A 19,121-nucleotide genomic window follows, 5' to 3' on the forward strand; every position below is an offset into this window, starting at 1 on the left:
GTTGAAACAGGCGCGGATCAGCGCCGAAACGGCGTATCGCCCGATCTACCGGGGTGACCCTGCTCACCGAGAAGGTAGGCGAGCGCCAACCGTTTAGTCAACACCTATCGGTAGTCAGTACCTCGCCATGTAATTCTTTTCTCCTCGCGAATCTGCCCGAACGCCCGAGACCCCCGGCGGCGGTAGGCACGGGCGCGGCTCGCACCTCGGCGGACGATCAACGGCCGCGACGACCGGCTCCGATCAGCTTGAGCGCGTCCTGCCAACCGGACCGCTGCGCGATCAGGCGCTGGCACTTGGCGCTGTGCCCCGGGTTGTTCATCGTGAAGGCGCCGACAACACGGTCCTCCCGCCGGTACAACGCCGTGAACTTCGCGGATTCGAGGTCACCGGCGGCGACATGGACCTCGTCGACACCCTCCGCCACACCGGCGAACTGCATCTTCCGGTCGTAGCAGTCGGACCAGAAGTAGGGCACCTCGTCGTAGCGCTCCGCCGAGGCCGGATCGAGGGCGTTGCGCGCCGCCAGGGCACCCTGCTCCGCGGCGCTCGTCCAGTGCTCCACGCGCAGCGACCTGCCGAACAGACCGCTCCGCCACCTGGCAACATCTCCCGCGGAGTAGACACCGGGCGCCCCGGCATTCAAAGTCTCGTCGCACACCACGCCGTCGTCGACATCGAGCCCGGACGAACGCAACCACTCCGTCTCCGGTATCGCGCCGATCCCCACGACCACCAGGTCGACGTCCAGCACGCTGCCGTCGGAGAGATCCACCTGCTCCACCCGATCCGTCCCGCTGACACCCGTGACCGTGATGCCGCATCGAAGATCGACCCCGTTCTCCTCGTGCAACTCGGCGACCGCCGAACCGACCTCGGCGCCGACCGCGCGCACCAACGGCACGGGCATCGCTTCCACCAGCGTGACCGGCAGATCCCGTCGACGCGCTGCAGCCGCGACCTCGGAGCCGATGAAACCACCGCCCACGACCAGAGTGCGCGCTCCGCCATCGAGCGCTGCGCGGATCGCACGAGCATCGTCGAGCGTGCGCAGGGCGTGCACGCCGCGAAGCCCCTCCGCGCCGGGCAATGATCGAGCCGCGGCCCCGGTCGCGATGACCAGGCCGTCGTACTCGATCAGCTCGCCACCCACCGCGATGCGGCGCTCGCCTACGTCAAGTTCGGACGCTCGCCTGCCCAGGCACAGATCCACCTCGAGCTCCGCGAAGCGCGCTTCGTCCCAGTGCAATGCGGGCTCCGGCGCGGCTTCGGCGGCGAGGAACCCCTTGGACAGCGGTGGCCGGTCGTAGGGCAGGTGCGGCTCATCGCCGATGAGGGTGATGCGGCCTTGATGACCGGACTTGCGGGCCGATTCCACCGCCCGCAGGCCCGCGAGCGAGGCGCCGACCACGACCAGGTGCGCCGCCCTCATGAGCACCGACCGAGATTATATACGACATGGCACGTCCTCAAGTTGCACATGATGTATATAGTAAATGGGGTCAGGTGCGCTGACCAGCGTGAGCGACGGTTAGATGGCCCGCGCGGGACTGGAACATGAGAACCGCGGCGCCGGGCAATAGAAGGCATGCCTCGTGCGGGTCGACGATTAGCAGCGCTCAGCTCCGCATGCCCATGGCACCGCACAGCGGAGCAGGCCAATCCAGGTTCGCGGACCGGGCGATCTCGCGGTCCAAACTGGCGGCGATGTCCGCGGGCAGCGGGGTCGCCCGGCGGGAGTCCATCCCGACGTGCACCATGACGATCTCCAACGTACAGGCGAGTCGTTCGTTGGTGCGGTCGAGCAGCATCGACACGGCGTGCAGGGCCTTGTCAGTGCGCTCCAGGAACCGCACGTGCACCGAGAACTTCTCGCCTTCCCGCAGTTCGCGGTGGTAACACAGGTGGTGCTCTGCAGCGAAGACGCCCATTCGCCTCCGGCTCCGGTAGGTTTCGTCCATGCCGATGCCACGACAGATCGAATCGGCGCCCACGGCCCCGTACTCCAGGTAGTGCCGGATGTTCATGTGCCCGTTCAGATCGATGGACTCGGTCGTGACGGTGCCTTCCAGCACCGCTGGGAGCGCCACCATCTGGTCGAACTTCTGGGTATTGCCGGTCATTCGCCGCTCCGATCGCAGTAGGCGGAATAGGCAGGGGCCCGCGGTGGTGAATGCACCGCGTCGGACGTGACATGAGTTCTGGCCGTGCCAGCGGCCCAACCGCCGGACAACGACCGCCCAAGGCACCAGCGCTCCCGCGGGGTCGTGGCGGCTCTCTCGCCGGGACGGCCGTGCAGCCGCGTATGTGGCCAGTTCGGAAATCACAGCCGCACCGGCCGAGGGTCCGCCGCCTGACCCGTCACGCAAGTCGTGCTGAAAGCACTCGTCATTCCGGAAGCACGACGATCGCCATCACCGCCCACCTCGGGGCGGTCCAGAATCGGCGCGGGGCACACCGGGCCGATTAACATCCATCGGTTCGGGCCCCCACACCCGCGACGCGACGTCGACCCGGCTCCGCACCGCCTTGTAGCAGGTACGGCACATCGACCCGGGCGTGTACAGCTGCAGCTCCGGGCAGTCCAGCACGCATGCCGGATCCGCCTCTTCCTGGCAGATGCCGTGATGGCCGGCCTTGTTGCACAAGCAGGTGCACAGCGTATGCATTTGCGCCTCACCCCGATCAGCTCTTGCGCTTGGCGATCTCTTCGGTGAGCTGCGGCGCGACGCCGAACAGGTCGCCCACCACACCGAATTCGGCGATCTCGAAGATCGGCGCTTCGGCGTCCTTGTCCACCACGACGATCGTCTTCGCTTCCAGTTGCACGATCCCGGCATCGGTGCCGACACGAGCCTGCGCTAGGAGCACGTGTCTCCCGCGCACGCGAATTTTGGCTTAATCTATTAAAGGACAGACCAAAATGCAACACTGTGCCCACCCGGACCAGCGCCCCAGCGACCACGAGCAGCCGAGTTGACGACGAGACACCAAGAAGCGCCGACCCTCCCGGAGTCGCGTCCACCGGGCCGCTCGACGGCGCCTCGGTCGTAGCGCTTGAACATGCCGTCGCTGCGCCGATCGCCACGAGGCAACTCCCCCGCCGGGTGCGCGCGTGATCAAGGTGGAACGGCCCGACGGCGGCGATTTCGCGCGCAGGTACGACGACGCGGTGCGCGGGGAGCTGTCGAGTGTCTTCCTGTGGACCGGCCGGGACTATGAGTCCATCAACTCGATCTCAAGGAACCTGGGTGTCACATAAGCCGGAGCCCGCCGCGGCGCTCTCGCACCCGGCGGACCGCCCACGACGCGCGCCAACGAGCGTCCGGCCGCATCGTTGAAATCGCTCCGCAGCCGACTTGACCGACCAATGTGGCCCGTCTCCGGTTCGTATCCACAACGACCGAGCGACCCATTTCCCATCCCGGCGAAAGGTGCCGCTCCGGTGATTTCGTTCGCCTTCACCGCAGAACAGCGCGAAGTCCAGCAGACTCTCCTGGACTTCTCCCGCAAGCGCCTGCTCCCAGGCTACCCATCGCCGAGTACCAAGGCGTGTCGTTTCAGCTCGCCGAGCATGCAACGTACCTGGAGGCCGCCCTGTGGATGTGCCACCGCGCGCGCTGGCTACTCGAGGCGAACCAATCGCACACCGCGCTGGCATCGATGAGCGAGTGGGGGCCGCCGGCGGTCGCGACGAGCGCCTCGAGTCGGAATGCGGATTCACGGGGAACCTCGGCTACTCCACCGAGTTCCCCTCTGCCAGCGCTACCGGGACGTGATGGCCTACCTGGTCGCCGATGGCACCGCGGAGATCCAGAAGAAGATCATCGCGAAGGACGTGTTCGAACGCCGCAGCATCGACCGATGTCGGTCTCCCGAAGGAAAAAGGTGGGACGGAAAGTCAGTTCCCTGTCATCTTCGCCGCTTCCTTGATGGCGGTGCGGATGCGGAAGTAGGTGCCGCACCGGCAGACGTTCTCGATCTCGTCGATCTCGGCGTCAGTGGGTTCGCTGGTCTTGCGCAGCAGCGACACCGCCTTCATGATCTGCCCCGGCTGGCAGAAACCGCACTGCGGGACGTCGATCTCCAGCCATGCCTGCTGAACGGGGTGCAGCTCGTCGCCGTCGGCGAGGCCTTCGATCGTGGTGACGTCGCGGCCTTCGACGTCGGCCATGCTGGTGACGCACGTCGTGTACGCCTCGCCGTCGATCAAACACGTGCAGGCCTTGCACACATCCAGGTTGCACCCCATTTTCGGGCCGGTGACGCCGAGCTGGTCCCGCAGCGTCCAGAGCAACGGGTGGTCCGCGGGCGCCTCGACGCTGACCTGCTTCCCGTTGAGGGTGAAGGAATAACGTGGCACGATTTCTCTCCTCAGTGGACGATGGTCGACGATTCCGGTTCGGTCAGTTCCGAGCTGGGAGGGGACGCATCGGCGGGCGCGGGGCCGGCCCCGGTGGGTACGGCTCGAAGTCCACATCGGAGTCGATCGGGAACCTGGCCGGCATGATCCCCGTGGCTCGCCGGTAGGCGTTGACAACCGCCGCGAACGAGACGGGGACCGCGAATTCGCCCATGCCGCCCGGCTGCCCCTCCCCGGGCTGCACGAAGATCCGCACGTCGGTCGGAGTGTTCTTCTGCCGCGCGAAGTGGAAGTTGTGGTAGCTGCCCTCCAGGAAGTAGCCGTCGCGCAAGTGCAGTCCGCCGCGCAAGGCCACGGAAATGCCGTCGGTCAGGCCACCGAGGGCTTGCGCTTCGATACCGCTGACGTTGATCGGCCGTCCGACGTCGACGACCATGACCGCCTTGACCACCCTCGGCTGCCCAGGGTCCCGCGCGTCGATCTCGACGAGGCAGGCGAGCACGCCCTTCATCTCGTCGTGGAAGGCGAGTCCCTGCCCGAACCCGGCCGGCATAGTCCGTCCCCAATCGCCCTCGACAGCGACCTTGTCGAGGACAACCCGCTGCCGGTCGTTCTTGAGGGAATCGCGGCGGAACGAGACCGGATTCTTGTGCAGCCGCCGGGCGAGCTCGTCGACCACGATCTCCTCGACGCCCCGGACGTTGAGCGAGTACACCGATCGCCAGCTCCCGGTGTTCATCGGGACGGACACCTCGTGGAGGTGCGTCGCGACCGCGCCGAAGTTGTACGGGCAGTGCACCATCGACCGGAACATGATCTGGCTGACACTCTCGTTGCCGACGGCCGGGATCTTGGCGGCGGCGGTCGTGAGCGCCTCACCGAAGCCGTGTTCCAACGAGGTGTCGACGGCCGCGTTCCAATGCTCGTAGGACAGCACCTGGTCCCGCCCGTAGTGCACCCGGACCTTGTGGTGCTTCGCGGGGTGCACCCGTCCGTGCCGGATGTCGTCCGTGCGGTGCCAGATCAGCTTCACCGGCTTGCCCATCGCGCGGGAGATCTGCGCGGCTTCGACCGCCGCGTCGTTGAACAGGCGGCGGCCGAACGACCCGCCGCTGGGCATGACGTGGACCGTGACGGCGGCCTGCGGCAGGCTCAACTCCCGGGCTATGGCCTCTTGCGCGCTGGTGGGAATCTGCGCCGCCGACCACACCTCCGCGCGGTCATCCCGCACATCGGCCACCGCCGCGTTGGTCTCCAGTGGAGCGTGGCTCAGGAAGGCGAAGTCGAACTCCATCTCCAGAGTTCCGGCCCCCAGCGGCAATGTCACCGGCGGGTCGCCCAGCGGCCCCACGGCGGCGCGCAGTTTGCCGCGGACCGTCTCGTCGCTCTCGTCGTCAACGGAGCCGGGGCCCCACGTGACGTCGAGCGCGTTCATGCCGTCCAGCGCCATCGCGAAGGTCTCGGCCAGCACCGCGACACCGGTCGGGATCACGGCGACGTCGATGACGCCGGTCATCCGCTTGACGGCGGCCGCGTTGTGCACCGCCTCGACGGTGCCGTTGATCGTCGGTGGCCTGCGGACCAGGCATGGCTTCGCGCCCGCCACGTCCAGGTCTTGGGTGTAGGTGTTGGCTCCCGTCACGATCCGGTGACCGTCGAGTCGGCGGACGCTGCTTCCTATGAGCTTGAACTCGGATTCCGGTTTGAGCTCCACCGGCAGATCCGGCAGCTTCGCCGAAACCGCCGCTACCGCCAGCGAGCCGAACGTCGCGCTCCGTCCGTCCGGGGCGTGCACGACGCCGTCGGAGACCGTGAGCCGATCACCGGGCAGCCCCCAGCGCAGCGCAGCCGTCGCCACCAGTCGTGTCCGGGCCGCCGCGGCGGCGAGCCGAGCCGGTCCGTACAGCGAGGTGATGCTCGACGAGCCGCCGGTGAGCTGGCCGAACAACAACTCCGGCCGCGCGTCCGCGAGGGGCATCTTGACGTTGGCGAGCGGGATGTCCATCTCTTCCGCGATCAGCATCGGCACCGACGTGGTGAGACCTTGCCCCACCTCGGCCCGCGGTAGCGGAACGGTCACCGTGCCGTCCTCGTTCACCGTGATCTGGAACAGCAACGCGGCCGTGGGAGCGCCGATCACGTTGATGACGTCTTGGAGATCGACGGTTTCCCCGATGAGCTGCGGAGGTGACGGAACGGCGGCCTCAGCGGGTTCCGCGGTGGCTCCGGCCAACGTGACCTCGGTCGCCACTGTCAGCGTCGGAGCTGCGAGCAGGTAGCTCAGAAACCTGCGACGGCCGATGGCCGGTACGGTCGAAGACTTCCTCGTCGAATCGAAGATCACCGGTACCTCACAATTCTCGCCTCGCTCGGCCCGCCGCGCCGATCAGGCGGTCGATCCACCGGCGCGGAAACCGCCGAGCTGCACTGATGATTTCGCGACCTGCCGGCGCGACGCTCCGGAAGACCGCCGTGGTGACGCGCCCGCCCGACTCGAACCGGCTGTTTCCGGTATGTAACCCGGATCAGGTCGGTCACGAGGTATGAAGGTAAAGCGCCAGGAGTGACAAATCAAGAAACTTCGACAACTCTTGTGTAGTACTTTCTCGGCGGCCGCCGGACGAGGATGCCGACACCTCCCGACCGAGGGTTCCGCGGTCCCGGTTGCACACCGCCCAACGGAAACGGGGACCATGTGGACGTGACTCGGAGTGATACAGCAGGTGCCTCGCCACTGCCCGTGACGAGCGCCCGGTCGTTGTTGCTCACGGTGATGGGCGAGTTCTCATACCCGCGCGATGAGGCGATCTGGACCACCGCCCTGGTCAGAGTCCTCGGTGGACTCGGGGTGGAGGGGCACGCCGCACGGCAGGCGATCTCGCGGTCGGCGGACGCGGGCTGGATCGAAAGGGAGCGAATCGGCCGCACCGCGCGTTGGCGGCTGACCACATCCGGGAACAAGGTCATCGAGGACGGGTTGCACCGAGCGACGGCGTTCCTCGACCGCTCGGAGCCCTGGGACGGACGTTGGCTGATCCTCCTGGTCTCGGTACCGCAGAGCGAGCGCACCACCCGGAAACGCCTCTACGGGGGTCTCGCCTGGCTGCGCATGGGAAATCCGACGCCCGGCGTGTGGCTCACGCCGCACGTGGACGCCGTGGACGACCTCCGCTCGCTCATAGCGGAGTTCGGCCTCACCGGTAGCGCCCTCAGCTTCGTCGGGCACACCGAGAACGTCGGGCTCAGCGATGAGCAGATCGTCCAGCGGGCGTGGAACCTCGCCGAGTTGGCGGACAGCTACCGCGCCCTGCTGGCCCGCTACGCCGGTTTCCGGCCGGCAGGAGGGGACGAAGTGCTGTTGAGCTACCTCGAACTGCGGAACTTCCTCCAGCAGTTCATGCGCCTGGATCCGCAACTGCCGGAGGAGCTGTTGCCGGAGTGGGTGGGGCACGAGGCATCGGACCTGTTCCTCGACCGGCGTGACCGGTGGTCCCCGGGTGCATGGGAGCGGTGGCGGCAAATCCTGGGGGAAGCCAGGCCGAACGGCGCACACTGAACTCATCCCCGATAGGGCGTGAACTCGGCCCCGAAGAGCTCCCTGGATATGATGATCTTCTGAATCTGCGCGGTCCCGTCCGCGATCTCCAGCGCCAAGACATCGCGCAGCCGCTGCTCGAACGGGAACTCTGCGGAATAGCCGTAATTGCCGTGTAGCAGCAGGCATTCCTTGATCGCGTTTCCCGCCATCTTCGGCCCGTACCACTTGGTCATCGCGGCGTCAGCGGTGTGCCGGACACCGCTGCCTCGTTTCCAGAGCGCGGAGTAGCAGAGCAGGCGGGCCGCCTCCAGGGTCGTGCTGTGCTCGGCGAGCGGGAACGAGACCCCTTCGAAGCGGGCCAGTGGTGAGCCGAACGCCGACCGCTCGCGCACGTACGCCGCGGTCTCGTCCAGACTCGCCTGGGCGCACCCGACCCCGGTGAGCGCGAGCAGCGGCCTGGTGAAGTCGAAACCGTTGAGCACACTGCGGAAAGCAGCCCCTTCAGCTCCGAGAAGTGCGCCCTCGTCCACCCGGACCTCGTCGAGGTGGACCATGCTCCGCCCCATCGGCTTCCAGCCGGTGTCCGCGATACCGGAGGTCGTGATTCCGGGGTCGTCCATTTCGACGAGGAACGCGGACACCCCGAGGTGGACACCTTCGCGGTAAGTCTGCGCGGTCACGATCAACGCACTCGCATGGGCCGCCATTGTGACCGATGCCTTCTCCCCGCTGATCACATAGCCGCCGTCCACGGCGACAGCCTTGGTCCGCAACGCCGCCGCGTCCGATCCCGAATCCGCCTCGGTCAGACAGAAGGACACGTACGTCCGGCCGCCCACGAGCGGACCGAGCCACTCGCCCCGGACGTGCTCCGAGCCGTGCCTGCTGAGTAGGCTCGCCACCAGCATCACCGGGATGACGGCGTTCGCCACGTTGACGTCGGCGTACGCCAGTTCCTCCACCGCCAGGCCCGCGGCCACGAAATCCTCGGCGTCAAGCGGATTGTGGTCTGCTCCGGCCAGCAGTCCGAGGACACCGAGCTCCGCTACCTGCTTGTGGACCGCCCACGGGAAATCGCTTCGCTTGGATCGTGCCAGGTAGCCGGGAGCCAGCTCGGCCCTCGCGAAGTTCCGCACGCTGTCGCGCACCGAGGCATGGTCCTCAGCCAGTCCGAAATCCATCCTGTGCTCCCGATTCACTCACTCCGGTTCGACCCGTCCGTCCGCCTCCGGCCGATGCGTGTCGGCACCGAGTTCGCCGGTGGAGAGCTGCTTGCGCAGCATGTACTTCTTGATCTTGCCGGTCGGGGTGACCGGGAACTCTTCCACGAAACTCCAGTAGAAGGGGGTCTTGTGCGCGGACATCTGCGAACGGGAGAAGGTCCGCATCTCCTCGACGGAAGGCATGCTCGCCCCCGGACTGAGCCGGACGACGGCCGCCAGCTGCTCACCCCACTTGTCATCTGGAACGCCGACCACCGCGACATCCGAGACGGCGGGATGAGTCAGCAGGAACTCCTCGATCTCCCGTGGGTAGATGTTGACGCCACCACGGATGATCATGTCCTTCAAGCGGCCGGTGATCTGGATGAAGCCGCGCTCGTCCATGCAGCCCCGGTCGCCCATGTGCAGCCAGTTCTCCGGGTCGATGGTCGCCCGGGTCTCTTCCGGCATGTCGTGGTATTCGATCATGTTCTGGTAACCGCGACAGCAGATCTCGCCGGACTCCCCAATGGGCTGGACCTCGCCAGTCACCTCGTCGGCGATCTTGATTTCCAGGCTCGGCAGCGGCTGCCCGACCGTCTCCGACTGATCTTCGGGCGAGTCGGTTACCCGCGTCTGGGCGATGACCCCGTGCATTTCCGTCTGCCCGAACAGGATGCTCGTCCGGCAGCCCAAGATGTCGGCCGTGCGGCGGACGAGCGCGGCAGGCACCGTGGCGGCCCCGCTCATGATGGTCTGCAAGCTGGACAGGTCCCGCTTCTCCCGGTCCGGATGGTCGAGCAGCGCCAACAGCATCGTGGGGACGAGGAGGGTGTGGGTCCCACGGTAGGTCTCGATCGTCTCCAGCATCAGCTCTGGGAGGAACTGCGGGACGATGACGAACTTGCCGCGCTTGGCCAGCGTCCCCAATGAGGTCACCGCTCCCCCGCCGATGTGGTACATCGGCATGGAGTTCACGTTCACGCCTCCGTCCTGCATCCCGGCGCGCTCCGCGACGAGCCTCGCGGCGTTGGCGAGTCCTTTGTGGTGCAGCCGCGCCCCCTTGGGGAAACCGGTCGTGCCGGAGGTGTACTGCACCTGGATCGGGTCCGTCGGAGCGACTTCGGGCAGCTCGAGCTCGACATCCGCACCGCTCGCGAGGAAATCGGGCCACTCGGCGAAGGTGATCGCGCCTTGGAGGCCCGGAAGCTGCGGCCGGATCTCATCCACGACGGTGGTCAGGTCGAAATCCCGGTAGGAGTCGGCGTAGAAGAGCGCGACCGCTCCGGAATGCCGCAGCACGTATTCGAGCTCGCGCGCCCGGTACGCCGGGTTGGCGGCAACCAAGATCATCCCGGCGAGGCTGATCCCCTGCTGGAGGATGATCCAGTCCGCGCTGTTGGGCGCCCAGATGGCCACCCGGTCCCCCGGGGCATAGCGAGTCAGCAGCGCCTTCGCGGCTCGCGTGGCGTCGGCGAGGAACTCTTCGTAGGTCCAGCTTCGTCGAGCATCCGTGTCCTCGACGGCATCCACGAGCGCGACCCGGTCGGGCACCGTGGCGGCGGCCTCCCGGAGGAGATCCCCGATCGTGACCTCGTTGACGGCCTCGTCCTGGTTGGCAGGCCAGTACGACTCGGCGAGGACTCTGTCTGTTGTGGTCATACCGTGACTCCCGGCGAAATCTCGTTGGCTGACTTTCCCTTGTAGAAACAGAACGAATCGCGTCGAAACACCACCTGGCCGGTTACCGGCGCAGCACCGCCCACCCGGCCCACGCCGCGGCTGGAGCGCGGGCCCCGGCCTGGCCGTCACCTGAGGTCCCGGAGCGTTGATCACTACTGGTGACCGCGCGAGTTCTCGGGAACATCCGCTACGCCATGCACCACTAGGCGTTCATATGACTTCACTTCCTATTTGAGTACTTCAGCTGTAGTGTGACTGCAGACACCTCATTTGGTCGTATATATTAAAGGTCTGACCTAAATAGAGCAACACCCCCAGTCCGCTCGGCGCCGACGAAGCGTGGGACAGCCGGGCACGATCCGCCGCTCGAACGCAGCACAGGTCGGCACCTAGTCAGCCCGCCCGCACACCCGCAGCACCCCCGTGCCCGCCAACGCATATAAGTGCAGACCGCGGCGTGTTCGGGTCGTTCTCGGTTGCCAACGCCGACTGGTGGCCTGCATGGAGATCACCCGCACCCCCGCAAGCCTCAGGCGGGTAACCATGATGGGTGCCGTACCCGTTCCACTTGCCCGCGAAGTGCAGGTAGAGACTCGTTGCCGAGCTCCGAGCTCCGAGCTCCTTAGCCACTACCCGCATCGTTGATCAGAGGAGACCACGCGGGTTGCGGACCTGGTCGCTCCTGCGCTCCAGGACGCGCCCGTCGAAGGGTAGAACTGGCTCCCGTTACCTTTTTCGTGTCTCTGATCTTGGATCCCTGGTCGCCGGGTCCGGCATGACTAGCTCCCCCAGTCGCTTGCATGATCCGGGGGTTTCACCGGGCTGGTGGCATCGAGGGACCGCTGATAGGGACACGGCCGCCTCCGAGCAGGTCTCGTCGTAACGTGGCTGCCGGCCGTCGGTGCCTGACTGGTGACCAGCAACTTCGAGGTGAAGAACTGGGCGGATAACCAGTACATACGGCGTGTTCCTTGGCCTAGACGTAGGCAAGGGCGAGCACCACGCCGTGGGCCTGGACCCGACCGGGAAGCGCCTGCACGACGGGCCGCTGCCCAAGAACGAACCGAAGCTGCGGGCGGTGCTCGACAAGCTCGCCGCCCCCACGGCCCGCTGCTGGTCGTAGTCGACCAACCGGCCACGATCGGCGCGTTGCCGGTCACGGTCGCGCGTGCTTGCGGGCACCAGTCACCCACACCGCGGCGCTGGAAATCCTGTTCCGCTGCGGCGGTCCGATCGGCCTGGCCAGCATCAGCCGCAGCAAGCTGATCTCGATCGCGACCAAGCACGCTCCCCGCATGGGCCAGCGGCTCGTCGACGAGCTGCTGGCCGAGCACACCGTGATCGTTCCCGGTGCCGTGCGGCCGACCTGGTGCTGCCGTGCCTGGCCGAGATTCTGGAAACCGTGCTGGAGCAACGCAAAACCCTCGCCGTCGAGGTTGAAGGGATCCTCGATGCGCACCATCTCGCCGAGGTCCTGACCTCCATGCCCGGCATCGGGATCAGGACCGCAGCCCGCATCCTGCTGGAGATCAGCGAGGCCTTCGCATTCGCCAGCCCTGCACACCTTGCCGCCTACGCCGGCATCGCCCCAGTCACCCACCGCTCCGGCAGCAGCATCCGAGGCGAACACCCTGCCCGGACCGGCAACCGCAAGCTCGAACGCGCGTTCTTCTTTGCCGCATTCGCGGCCCTGTCCGACCCGATCAGCCGCGCCTACTACGACCGCAAACGAGCCGAGGGCAAGAAGCACAACGCCGCCCTGATCTGTCTGGCCCGACGCCGCTGCGACGTCATCTTCGCCATGCTCCGCAACAAGACCTGTTACCAGCCCGCCCGACCGACAACCCAACCCACGGCGCCCCCGGTCGCCGCCTGACAAAACCATGGGAAACCCCCTGTCTCGATAGCCGGTAGCTAACGGAGCTTCGACCCTCAGGGACTTTGAGCAGGCCTGGTGTGAGGACGCAGTGTGTACGGGGCTCATGGAACACTGCGTCCGGGAGAATCAGCAACTGGCGTTGGTCACGCGATGAATGTGGTTCGGCTCTTTTGCTTCACTGCTGATCACATCGAGGTTGCCCTTGAGCTTCTCGATCAGCAACGTGACGTTCAGCCCGACAGCCAGCGCACCGACCACAGCGATCAACGCAATCGTCCACATCGGAATCATTGTTTCCTCACATTCGATGGGTTGTTTTTCGTGGTGGCTTACCGCGGCCGGCCTTCGAGGCCAACGACTTGCGGGGCCGTCACTTTGAGCTGCGGTGTCAACAACGCCGCCACTGCGCACAGCCCTGCCGCACCGATCCACACCAGGTCATATGTGCCGACCAGGTCCCGCATAACGCCACCGAGGAAAGCCATGCCGCCAGCGCCCAATTGATGTGCCGCGTTGACCCAGCCGAACACGATCGCGCCATCCTCGCCGAAATACGTGCGTGCCAGCGCGCTGGGCGGGGGTACACCGTCGCCACATCCAGAATCCCGAATATCACGACAAATAGGACCAGCGACGGCTGAACCGTCGCGGACATCAGCAAAGGGAGGCACAAGAGAGCGGCCCCGCGCAGTGCGAAGTACCAAGTCAAGAGCCATCTCGCACTGACTCGGTCGGAGAGCCAACCTGAACTCACCGTGCCCGCGACGTTGAATATGCCGACCATCGCCAGCAACGAAGAGGCGACAGTGGGAGGCATCCCGTGGTGCTGTGCCGCTGGTACGAAATGGCTCCACATAATCCCGTTGGTGGGAGGAACCGCAGATCGCAAATGTTGCAGCCAGCAGCCAGAACGGCCGTGTTGTCGCCGCACTCAACAGCACTGTCACCGTCCGCCGAACAACACGCGGCGCCGGATCCGGCTTTGGCGTGAACTCATCGGCACCATAAGCTCGCACCCCCGGATCCGCGGGGTGATCGCGCAGTAGCAGGAACGCCAGCGGCAGGACGCACAACGCGACCAGCGACACCGTGACCAGCGCGGCTCTCCACTGGTACTGATCGGATATCCAGGACAGTATCGGCGGCAAGAGCACCAGCCACGACCCGGCGAGTTCCGAGGCGATCCATCAAGGCGGCCGCGAAGGGTGCGGTCAACCCGTAGAGGGTCATGTTCACCGACACGGCGGCACCGATCGTTGCGTGCGACCACCCGAACTCGTGATGAAGCGGGTTGACCAACAATCCGGACATGGTCGTGAATGCCCGGGCGGCGATGATCGTCATCCCGGCCACCGTGATGACCCGCCACGCCTGATGCATGCGTGGCGAGTTTGTCCGGCCTACCGCGCTTTTCTGCCATGTCTCAACCATGTCGGTTCCCGACAGCACGGCACTAGTGGCTGGAGAGACAGTCTTCGCAAGAATCGAGTCATCCGTGCGCGCCAGCCGCCGATCCGACCGAAGAGGCATACCGACTCGACGCCGAACACTGGAAACTGCACCAGCGTCCAATCTCAGCCGACACCCTCCGCCGCAATCTCAGCATCGGCTCAAAACGAGCCCGCACCGTCACTCACCCCATCCGCCCAACACCGCCAGCCGACTGCAGCGCTGCCCTACAGGGCCGACGCCACCAGCGCCAGGGGCTGGGACGGCGCCAGGCGGAGACGACGTCGCGACCCTCGTCAGCCCTGGAGGGCCGACGCCACACCGCCCCGCCAGGCCGAAACCACGGTCGTCACTCCAGTTGCGAGACATAAGTCGGGAAAGTCGGTGAAGTTACGACCCTCTCGTAGGGGCGATGAACACCCGAGATCCAGGGTTTCCGCGCGACGCCACGTGTTGCGCCACCACTCGTCGCGCACGTCGATCACGCACCATCGGCAGCACCGACCGCCAGCACGTTCCCACCTCAGCGTAGCGACCAAAGATCACCCATCAGCGTGACCAGGAAATCCTCCCATCACGCGACCCCATTTCGCCCCAGCACTGATCGATCCTCCCAAATTCCTCCCAAAAATCGGAGCAGACCGACCACGAAGATCAACTACGAGATCACCACCGCAACATCAAAAAGCCCGCTGACCTGCGCATTTGCGCTAGATCAGCGGGCTTCCGCGACCGTCGGGACGGCGGGATTCGAACCCACGACCCCCTGACCCCCAGTGGCGCCCGTCAACTCACGTGACCTGCGAAGACAGAGAAACTGCTGGTGCGACGGTGTCGTTCGCTACTGTTGAGGTTTATCCAGCAACGTTCAAGACCGCACGTTCCTCCCAATTTCCTCCCACGCGCCGATGTCAAAAATCGTTCGTGCTGACGAGCAACGCACTTACATACTGTTATAATCCACAACAGACTTATCCGGGGCCAGCGAGAACCGCCCCTCACGGCGCGGTTCCCACAAGATACCTGGTATCCGTGCCGACTTTCCAGCAGCCGGGGGTCTAGTCGGTAAAGGTCGCCGACTTCGAGAAGTCCAGCGACGCGACGGTTATCACGTGCTTGGATCCCTGTCCAGTATATGCCACCGGCACTTTCACCGTCTGCCCCGGACCGAGCGGCGGAGCGGACAACAACCCATTGAATCCATTCTTTCCATCGAAAATCTCCTCAGCCGCCCGGCTGTCCACGGTCGCCCCAATGTTCAGCACCGCCAATGGAAACGCCCGGTCGGTGCGATTGGTGAACTCAAACTCAACTCCCCACGCCGGAACACCACCCTGCGGAGCGGCGAACTCCGACGTGTTGAACTGGAACGGATCCAGCTTCCGCACCGTAGTATCAATCTCACCTTCGTACGTTTGACCAAACTGGAACGTATTCGGCTGCCGGTCAGCCTGCCCAGCCGGGTTCGGTACCGCCGCCGTATCCGGCGTGACCGGCCCAGTCGGCCCCACACCGTCCTGCACCCCACACCCAGACAACACACCGACCGATAGCGCCAGGCCTCCGGCAACCGACCACAACTGTGTCACTGCGTGACACCTCCATTACTCAACGGATTCGACCGAAGAACAATACACACACAGGGCCAACGTGGGGCCAATCCACTACATGTCACTCGAAACGACGCGTTCCGACCGCAGCTACCACCCCATCCGCTCAAGGACAGATTTAAGGGACCAGGCACGCTCGCACCCGACTTAGCTATCACCTGCAGCAACAAAGCCAGCGCAACACCTGCCGCGGGTGCTGCCGCCCATGCACCTAGCGCTGACACAGCCACCGCCCCACGACCGCCGAGTGCGGCCGGAAACTTGCGACGGCCTCGCTACTCACACGAGGTGATCCGCGGATACGCTCCCCTAGCCACAAGAGCCTGAGCGGCTGCGTATCAACGCGGGTCGATCAGCGTGAGGTGTTCGAAGAACGATGTACTCAAGCTGTCCAGGATGGCTCGTCCTTTGGCCGCGGTTGCTTCGGAGGGACGGCCGATGACGCCGCTGGGGCTGTAGTGCTCGACTCCGAGGGTCAACAGATGCGGCCGGTCGTCGGCCTGGTGATCGGCGCGGTAGTAGCTCTCGCCGACGAGGTGCGGGTGCGCGTGCAGCAGCAGCGAGGTTTCGAGTTCACCGGCGTGCATGTCCTCGTGGGACGAGGTGACCGCGCCGGCGTGCTCGCGGGCGCGGTTCATGTCGCCCCCGCCAGGAAACAGAACCACGCACCGTTCGTCGGTATTGGCTTGCTGGGTGATGTTGGAGAGGACGTAGTTTCCGCCGTGCCCGTTGACCAGGACCAGTTTGGTGATGTCCGAACGGCGCAAGGAAACGCGGATGTCCTCGATCATCGCGACCAGCGTTGTGGCGCTGACGCTGACCGTTCCGGGGAAGGAGTCGTGTTCGTGCGAGCACGACACGGTGATCGGCGGTAGCAGGAAGAGATCGTAGTCCTCGGCGATCCGTTGGGCGATCAGGCACGCGATGACGGTGTCGGTGGTCAGCGGAAGGTGCTCGCCGTGCTGCTCGAAGCTGCCGACGGGAAGCACGGCGACACGTGCCTTTCGGGCCGCTTCATCGGCGGAAGTGGCAGTGGTGAGCACGTCCACGACTCTCCTCAACTTGCTCGCAGCGTCACGCCAATGTCGTCCGCAGCGTACGGCTCAACTGGGACGCCTGATCGTGCGCGCCCGCGTCCGCCAACAGCTGCGACGTTCGACGGAGCTGCCGTGCCGTGCGGTGGGACCGCGTTTCGGTCGCGATCGTGAGCGAATGCCGCGCCACGGCGACCGCTTCTTCCGGTTGGTCGGCGACGGCATGGGCAACGGCCAATCGCGCAAGCCCGAGCCCGAGGTCCCGCCGGAAGTCCGCGTGCCAGTTCGCGATGCCCTGCTGGAGCGTGGCCAGTGCTTTGACCGGTTTGCCGAGTTCGACCCAGCAGTGCGCGGCTTCCATCTCGACATAGCTCGGCGTGCAATACCGCGCGATGTCGCTCTCGTCGTCGGGCTCGTCGGCCGCGTATCGAAACGCTCGGTCGATGGCGCGCGAACATCCCTCGTAGTCGCCGGCCATGGCGTGCCCGTGCGCTTCCTGCCGCAGCGCAACCGCCTTGAGGCGCGGGCTCAACGTCTCCGAGGACCGCAGGGCAGCCTGAGCGAAGTCGATCGTCAAAGCAGGCTTGTGCGCGTCGCTTGCGATATTGCTCTTGCGCATGTGGATGTAGGAAGCCAGGTGTGCGTCCTCGGCCTCGTGCGCGAGATCGAGCGCCGTGTTCGACCACGCCATCGCTTCCTGCAACTTGCCCGCGTCTTGGTCCAGCCATCCCGTGAACTCGGCGAACCGCGCGGCGACGTACAACAGCGACCGGTGGCTTTGCCCTTGGCTCTGCGCGAGCAGTCCGTTGGCGAAGCTCGCTTGCTTAGCGGCGACCGGAAGCACCGAACGCGGACCGACGAGGTTGTCGGTGGTGATGTACTGCTTGAGCGTCATCAGCAACGACTCGGCCAACGCTGGCTCGGTACGCACGTTCGCAGCGGGAACCGATGGGCCTCCCGGCAGAACTACCGCAGCGTGTTTCGGTGGCACCGGTTCGTCAGCGCTATCGCCCGCGTCGAACCACAGCAGTTCAGGCGGGATGCGCAGCTGCCGGGCGTAATGCCGGAGCTGATCCAGCTCGCGCACCCGGTTCCGCCCGGACTCAATCCTGCTGAGCTGGCTTTGGGTGATGCTCAGCCACTTGGCCACATCGGCTTGGGGCAACGGTTTCCGGCCATGCGCGGGATGAACGCGGTAGGCCCGCACGACAGCTCCCATGTCCTTGCCGGCAAGCGCTTGGCGTAGCCGGTCTTCGGCCCAGAACTCGTCGCCGACGCGCGGGCCTGCCTCCTGATGATTCTTGGGAGCGCGCCGACACGGCGAGCAGACGGGCGCGGCGTTGTCCCGGGCAAGTTTGCTGCCGCATCTCGCACAGTGGCGCGATGTTTCTGAGCGGCCGGCTTCTGACCTCATCAAGATCGCTCCCAGTCGATTCGGGTAGCCATCGTATCTGCTAGGGCCAGCCAGTATGCGCGGTACGCATATTTTTCATGCGCGATCCGGGCAATCGTGCCGGCTGTGCGGCCATAGCTTCTACATACGCCAGCACCAACGACGTGAGGAGGTGTCTTCGAATGCATGGACGACTCACTGTGGCAGTTTCCTCAGCGCGACCGGAACAAGTTTCCCGTAGCGGTCGTACCGCCAAGCGAACGGCCCGCCTGTACTGGTTTTGCGCTCGTGGAGATCCGCAGCGACGTCACGCTACGCAGGAAAGCCTCTCGGCTCTGCCTGTCAACTCCGCGGTCAAGACCTTGTGCGGGTACGCGGCGACGGTGCCGTTGCCGACGCCGAACGACCGGGTTCCGAAGAGCCGGGTGGTCACGGCGCGATGTGGCGCATGTGTGAAGGCAGCGGAATCGCTCGGGGCCCGTGAGGTCGTCTGGGATTCGTGATCGTCCGGTGCCCGCTTGATGTGGCGCGGGCGCTGGGTCGAGGGCCGTGCGGTGCGGATGAAGCCCCCCGCTTCCGCACCGCGCGGTCCGCAATTTCCCACCGAGAAACGAAGAAGCGCAGGACGCCCAGTTCCCGTCCAACCCACTCAACGAGCACTCACCATCCAGGCACGGACTCAAGGAGTTCTGATGATCCAACAGCACACGTCGGCCCCGCCGAAGACCGGTGACGTGGTCGAGCTTGGAAAACAGATCCACGACCGGTTGGGCGAAGTCCTGTTCGCACTTCCGGGCCGCAGCACCGTCACCTACGAAGAACTCGGCGATCTTGGCGCCCGGTTGCGCGGCCTCGCCAAGATCTTCGACCGGTACGCGCCCACCCGCCCGATGGCTGAGCGCCCCGGCTCGGCCACAGCTCCACAGGAGAACGCGCGAGTCTGGGTTTTCCCGGGCCAGCAGCGATAACC

The 19,121-nt window shown here is 65.6% G+C and carries 15 protein-coding genes and 3 pseudogenes; 5 read left to right on the top strand and 13 right to left on the bottom strand.

Translation table 11 applies throughout. From position 1 onward, the window contains the following. Positions 1–217: 217 nt before the first annotated feature. From INP57_RS26710 to INP57_RS26720, 3 genes and pseudogenes are all read right to left on the bottom strand, one after another. Positions 218–1,432 (bottom strand): NAD(P)/FAD-dependent oxidoreductase, encoded by a 1,215-nt coding sequence (locus INP57_RS26710; RefSeq protein WP_200073154.1) that lies wholly within the window; start codon positions 1,430–1,432, stop codon positions 218–220. A 187-nt stretch (positions 1,433–1,619) separates the two neighbouring features. After that, positions 1,620–2,123, bottom strand: coding sequence for a thioesterase family protein (locus INP57_RS26715; RefSeq protein WP_200073123.1), 504 nt, complete (start codon positions 2,121–2,123; stop codon positions 1,620–1,622). 562 nt (positions 2,124–2,685) lie between these two features. Further along, positions 2,686–2,817: pseudogene (locus INP57_RS26720) on the bottom strand (electron transfer flavoprotein subunit alpha/FixB family protein); the annotation flags it as partial. Positions 2,818–3,080: 263 nt separating this feature from the next. Here INP57_RS26720 and INP57_RS29875 point away from each other — a divergent pair. Then, positions 3,081–3,229: pseudogene (locus INP57_RS29875) on the top strand (CoA transferase); the annotation flags it as partial. A gap of 323 nt (positions 3,230–3,552) precedes the next feature. After that, positions 3,553–3,933 carry a hypothetical protein gene (locus tag INP57_RS30595; RefSeq protein ID WP_200073124.1) on the top strand — a complete coding sequence of 127 codons (381 nt, stop codon included), beginning with the start codon at positions 3,553–3,555 and terminating at the stop codon, positions 3,931–3,933. Here INP57_RS30595 and INP57_RS26735 read toward each other — a convergent pair. Next, entirely contained in the window at positions 3,902–4,363 is a 462-nt protein-coding gene (locus INP57_RS26735) for a (2Fe-2S)-binding protein (protein ID WP_307850300.1), read from the bottom strand. The two genes, INP57_RS30595 and INP57_RS26735, sit on opposite strands and share 32 nt — an antisense overlap. Before the next feature lie 43 nt (positions 4,364–4,406). Next, positions 4,407–6,614, bottom strand: a complete 2,208-nt coding sequence (locus INP57_RS26740; protein ID WP_307850301.1) for a molybdopterin cofactor-binding domain-containing protein — start codon at positions 6,612–6,614, stop codon at positions 4,407–4,409. A gap of 489 nt (positions 6,615–7,103) precedes the next feature. Here INP57_RS26740 and INP57_RS26745 point away from each other — a divergent pair, with 489 nt between their 5' ends. After that, complete coding sequence (locus INP57_RS26745; protein ID WP_200073126.1) at positions 7,104–7,919, top strand: PaaX family transcriptional regulator; 816 nt, start codon at positions 7,104–7,106, stop codon at positions 7,917–7,919. 2 nt (positions 7,920–7,921) lie between these two features. On the opposite strand, the gene INP57_RS26750 is transcribed toward INP57_RS26745, so the two are convergent. After that, positions 7,922–9,082, bottom strand: coding sequence for an acyl-CoA dehydrogenase family protein (locus INP57_RS26750; RefSeq protein ID WP_200073127.1), 1,161 nt, complete (start codon positions 9,080–9,082; stop codon positions 7,922–7,924). A gap of 18 nt (positions 9,083–9,100) precedes the next feature. Continuing rightward, entirely contained in the window at positions 9,101–10,765 is a 1,665-nt protein-coding gene (locus INP57_RS26755; protein WP_200073128.1) for an AMP-binding protein, read from the bottom strand. A gap of 967 nt (positions 10,766–11,732) precedes the next feature. On the opposite strand from INP57_RS26755, the pseudogene INP57_RS26760 reads away from it, so the two are divergent. After that, positions 11,733–12,662 (top strand): annotated as a pseudogene (locus INP57_RS26760) (transposase). A gap of 129 nt (positions 12,663–12,791) precedes the next feature. Here the strand turns inward: INP57_RS26760 and INP57_RS26765 are convergent. The 6 genes from INP57_RS26765 to INP57_RS26785 form a co-directional block, all read right to left on the bottom strand. Next, positions 12,792–12,947, bottom strand: coding sequence for a hypothetical protein (locus tag INP57_RS26765; RefSeq protein WP_200073129.1), 156 nt, complete (start codon positions 12,945–12,947; stop codon positions 12,792–12,794). Positions 12,948–12,994: 47 nt separating this feature from the next. Next, positions 12,995–13,195 carry a hypothetical protein gene (locus INP57_RS30445; protein WP_307850302.1) on the bottom strand — a complete coding sequence of 67 codons (201 nt, stop codon included), beginning with the start codon at positions 13,193–13,195 and terminating at the stop codon, positions 12,995–12,997. 463 nt (positions 13,196–13,658) lie between these two features. Further along, positions 13,659–14,195, bottom strand: coding sequence for an MFS transporter (locus INP57_RS30600; RefSeq protein WP_374220975.1), 537 nt, complete (start codon positions 14,193–14,195; stop codon positions 13,659–13,661). A 977-nt stretch (positions 14,196–15,172) separates the two neighbouring features. Continuing rightward, entirely contained in the window at positions 15,173–15,703 is a 531-nt protein-coding gene (locus tag INP57_RS26775) for a hypothetical protein (RefSeq protein ID WP_200073130.1), read from the bottom strand. 359 nt (positions 15,704–16,062) lie between these two features. Further along, positions 16,063–16,773, bottom strand: a complete 711-nt coding sequence (locus INP57_RS26780) for a creatininase family protein (protein WP_200073131.1) — start codon at positions 16,771–16,773, stop codon at positions 16,063–16,065. A gap of 25 nt (positions 16,774–16,798) precedes the next feature. Beyond that, positions 16,799–18,172, bottom strand: a complete 1,374-nt coding sequence (locus tag INP57_RS26785) for a helix-turn-helix domain-containing protein (protein WP_200073132.1) — start codon at positions 18,170–18,172, stop codon at positions 16,799–16,801. Between the two features lie 671 nt (positions 18,173–18,843). Between INP57_RS26785 and INP57_RS26790 the strand changes: the two genes are divergently transcribed. Continuing rightward, on the top strand, positions 18,844–19,119 hold the full coding sequence (locus INP57_RS26790) for a hypothetical protein (RefSeq protein WP_200073133.1): 276 nt from the start codon (positions 18,844–18,846) through the stop codon (positions 19,117–19,119). The last annotated feature ends 2 nt before the right edge of the window (positions 19,120–19,121 follow it).

Origin of the sequence: Saccharopolyspora galaxeae, from assembly GCF_016526145.1 — a bacterium.
GTDB lineage: Bacteria > Actinomycetota > Actinomycetes > Mycobacteriales > Pseudonocardiaceae > Saccharopolyspora_C > Saccharopolyspora_C galaxeae.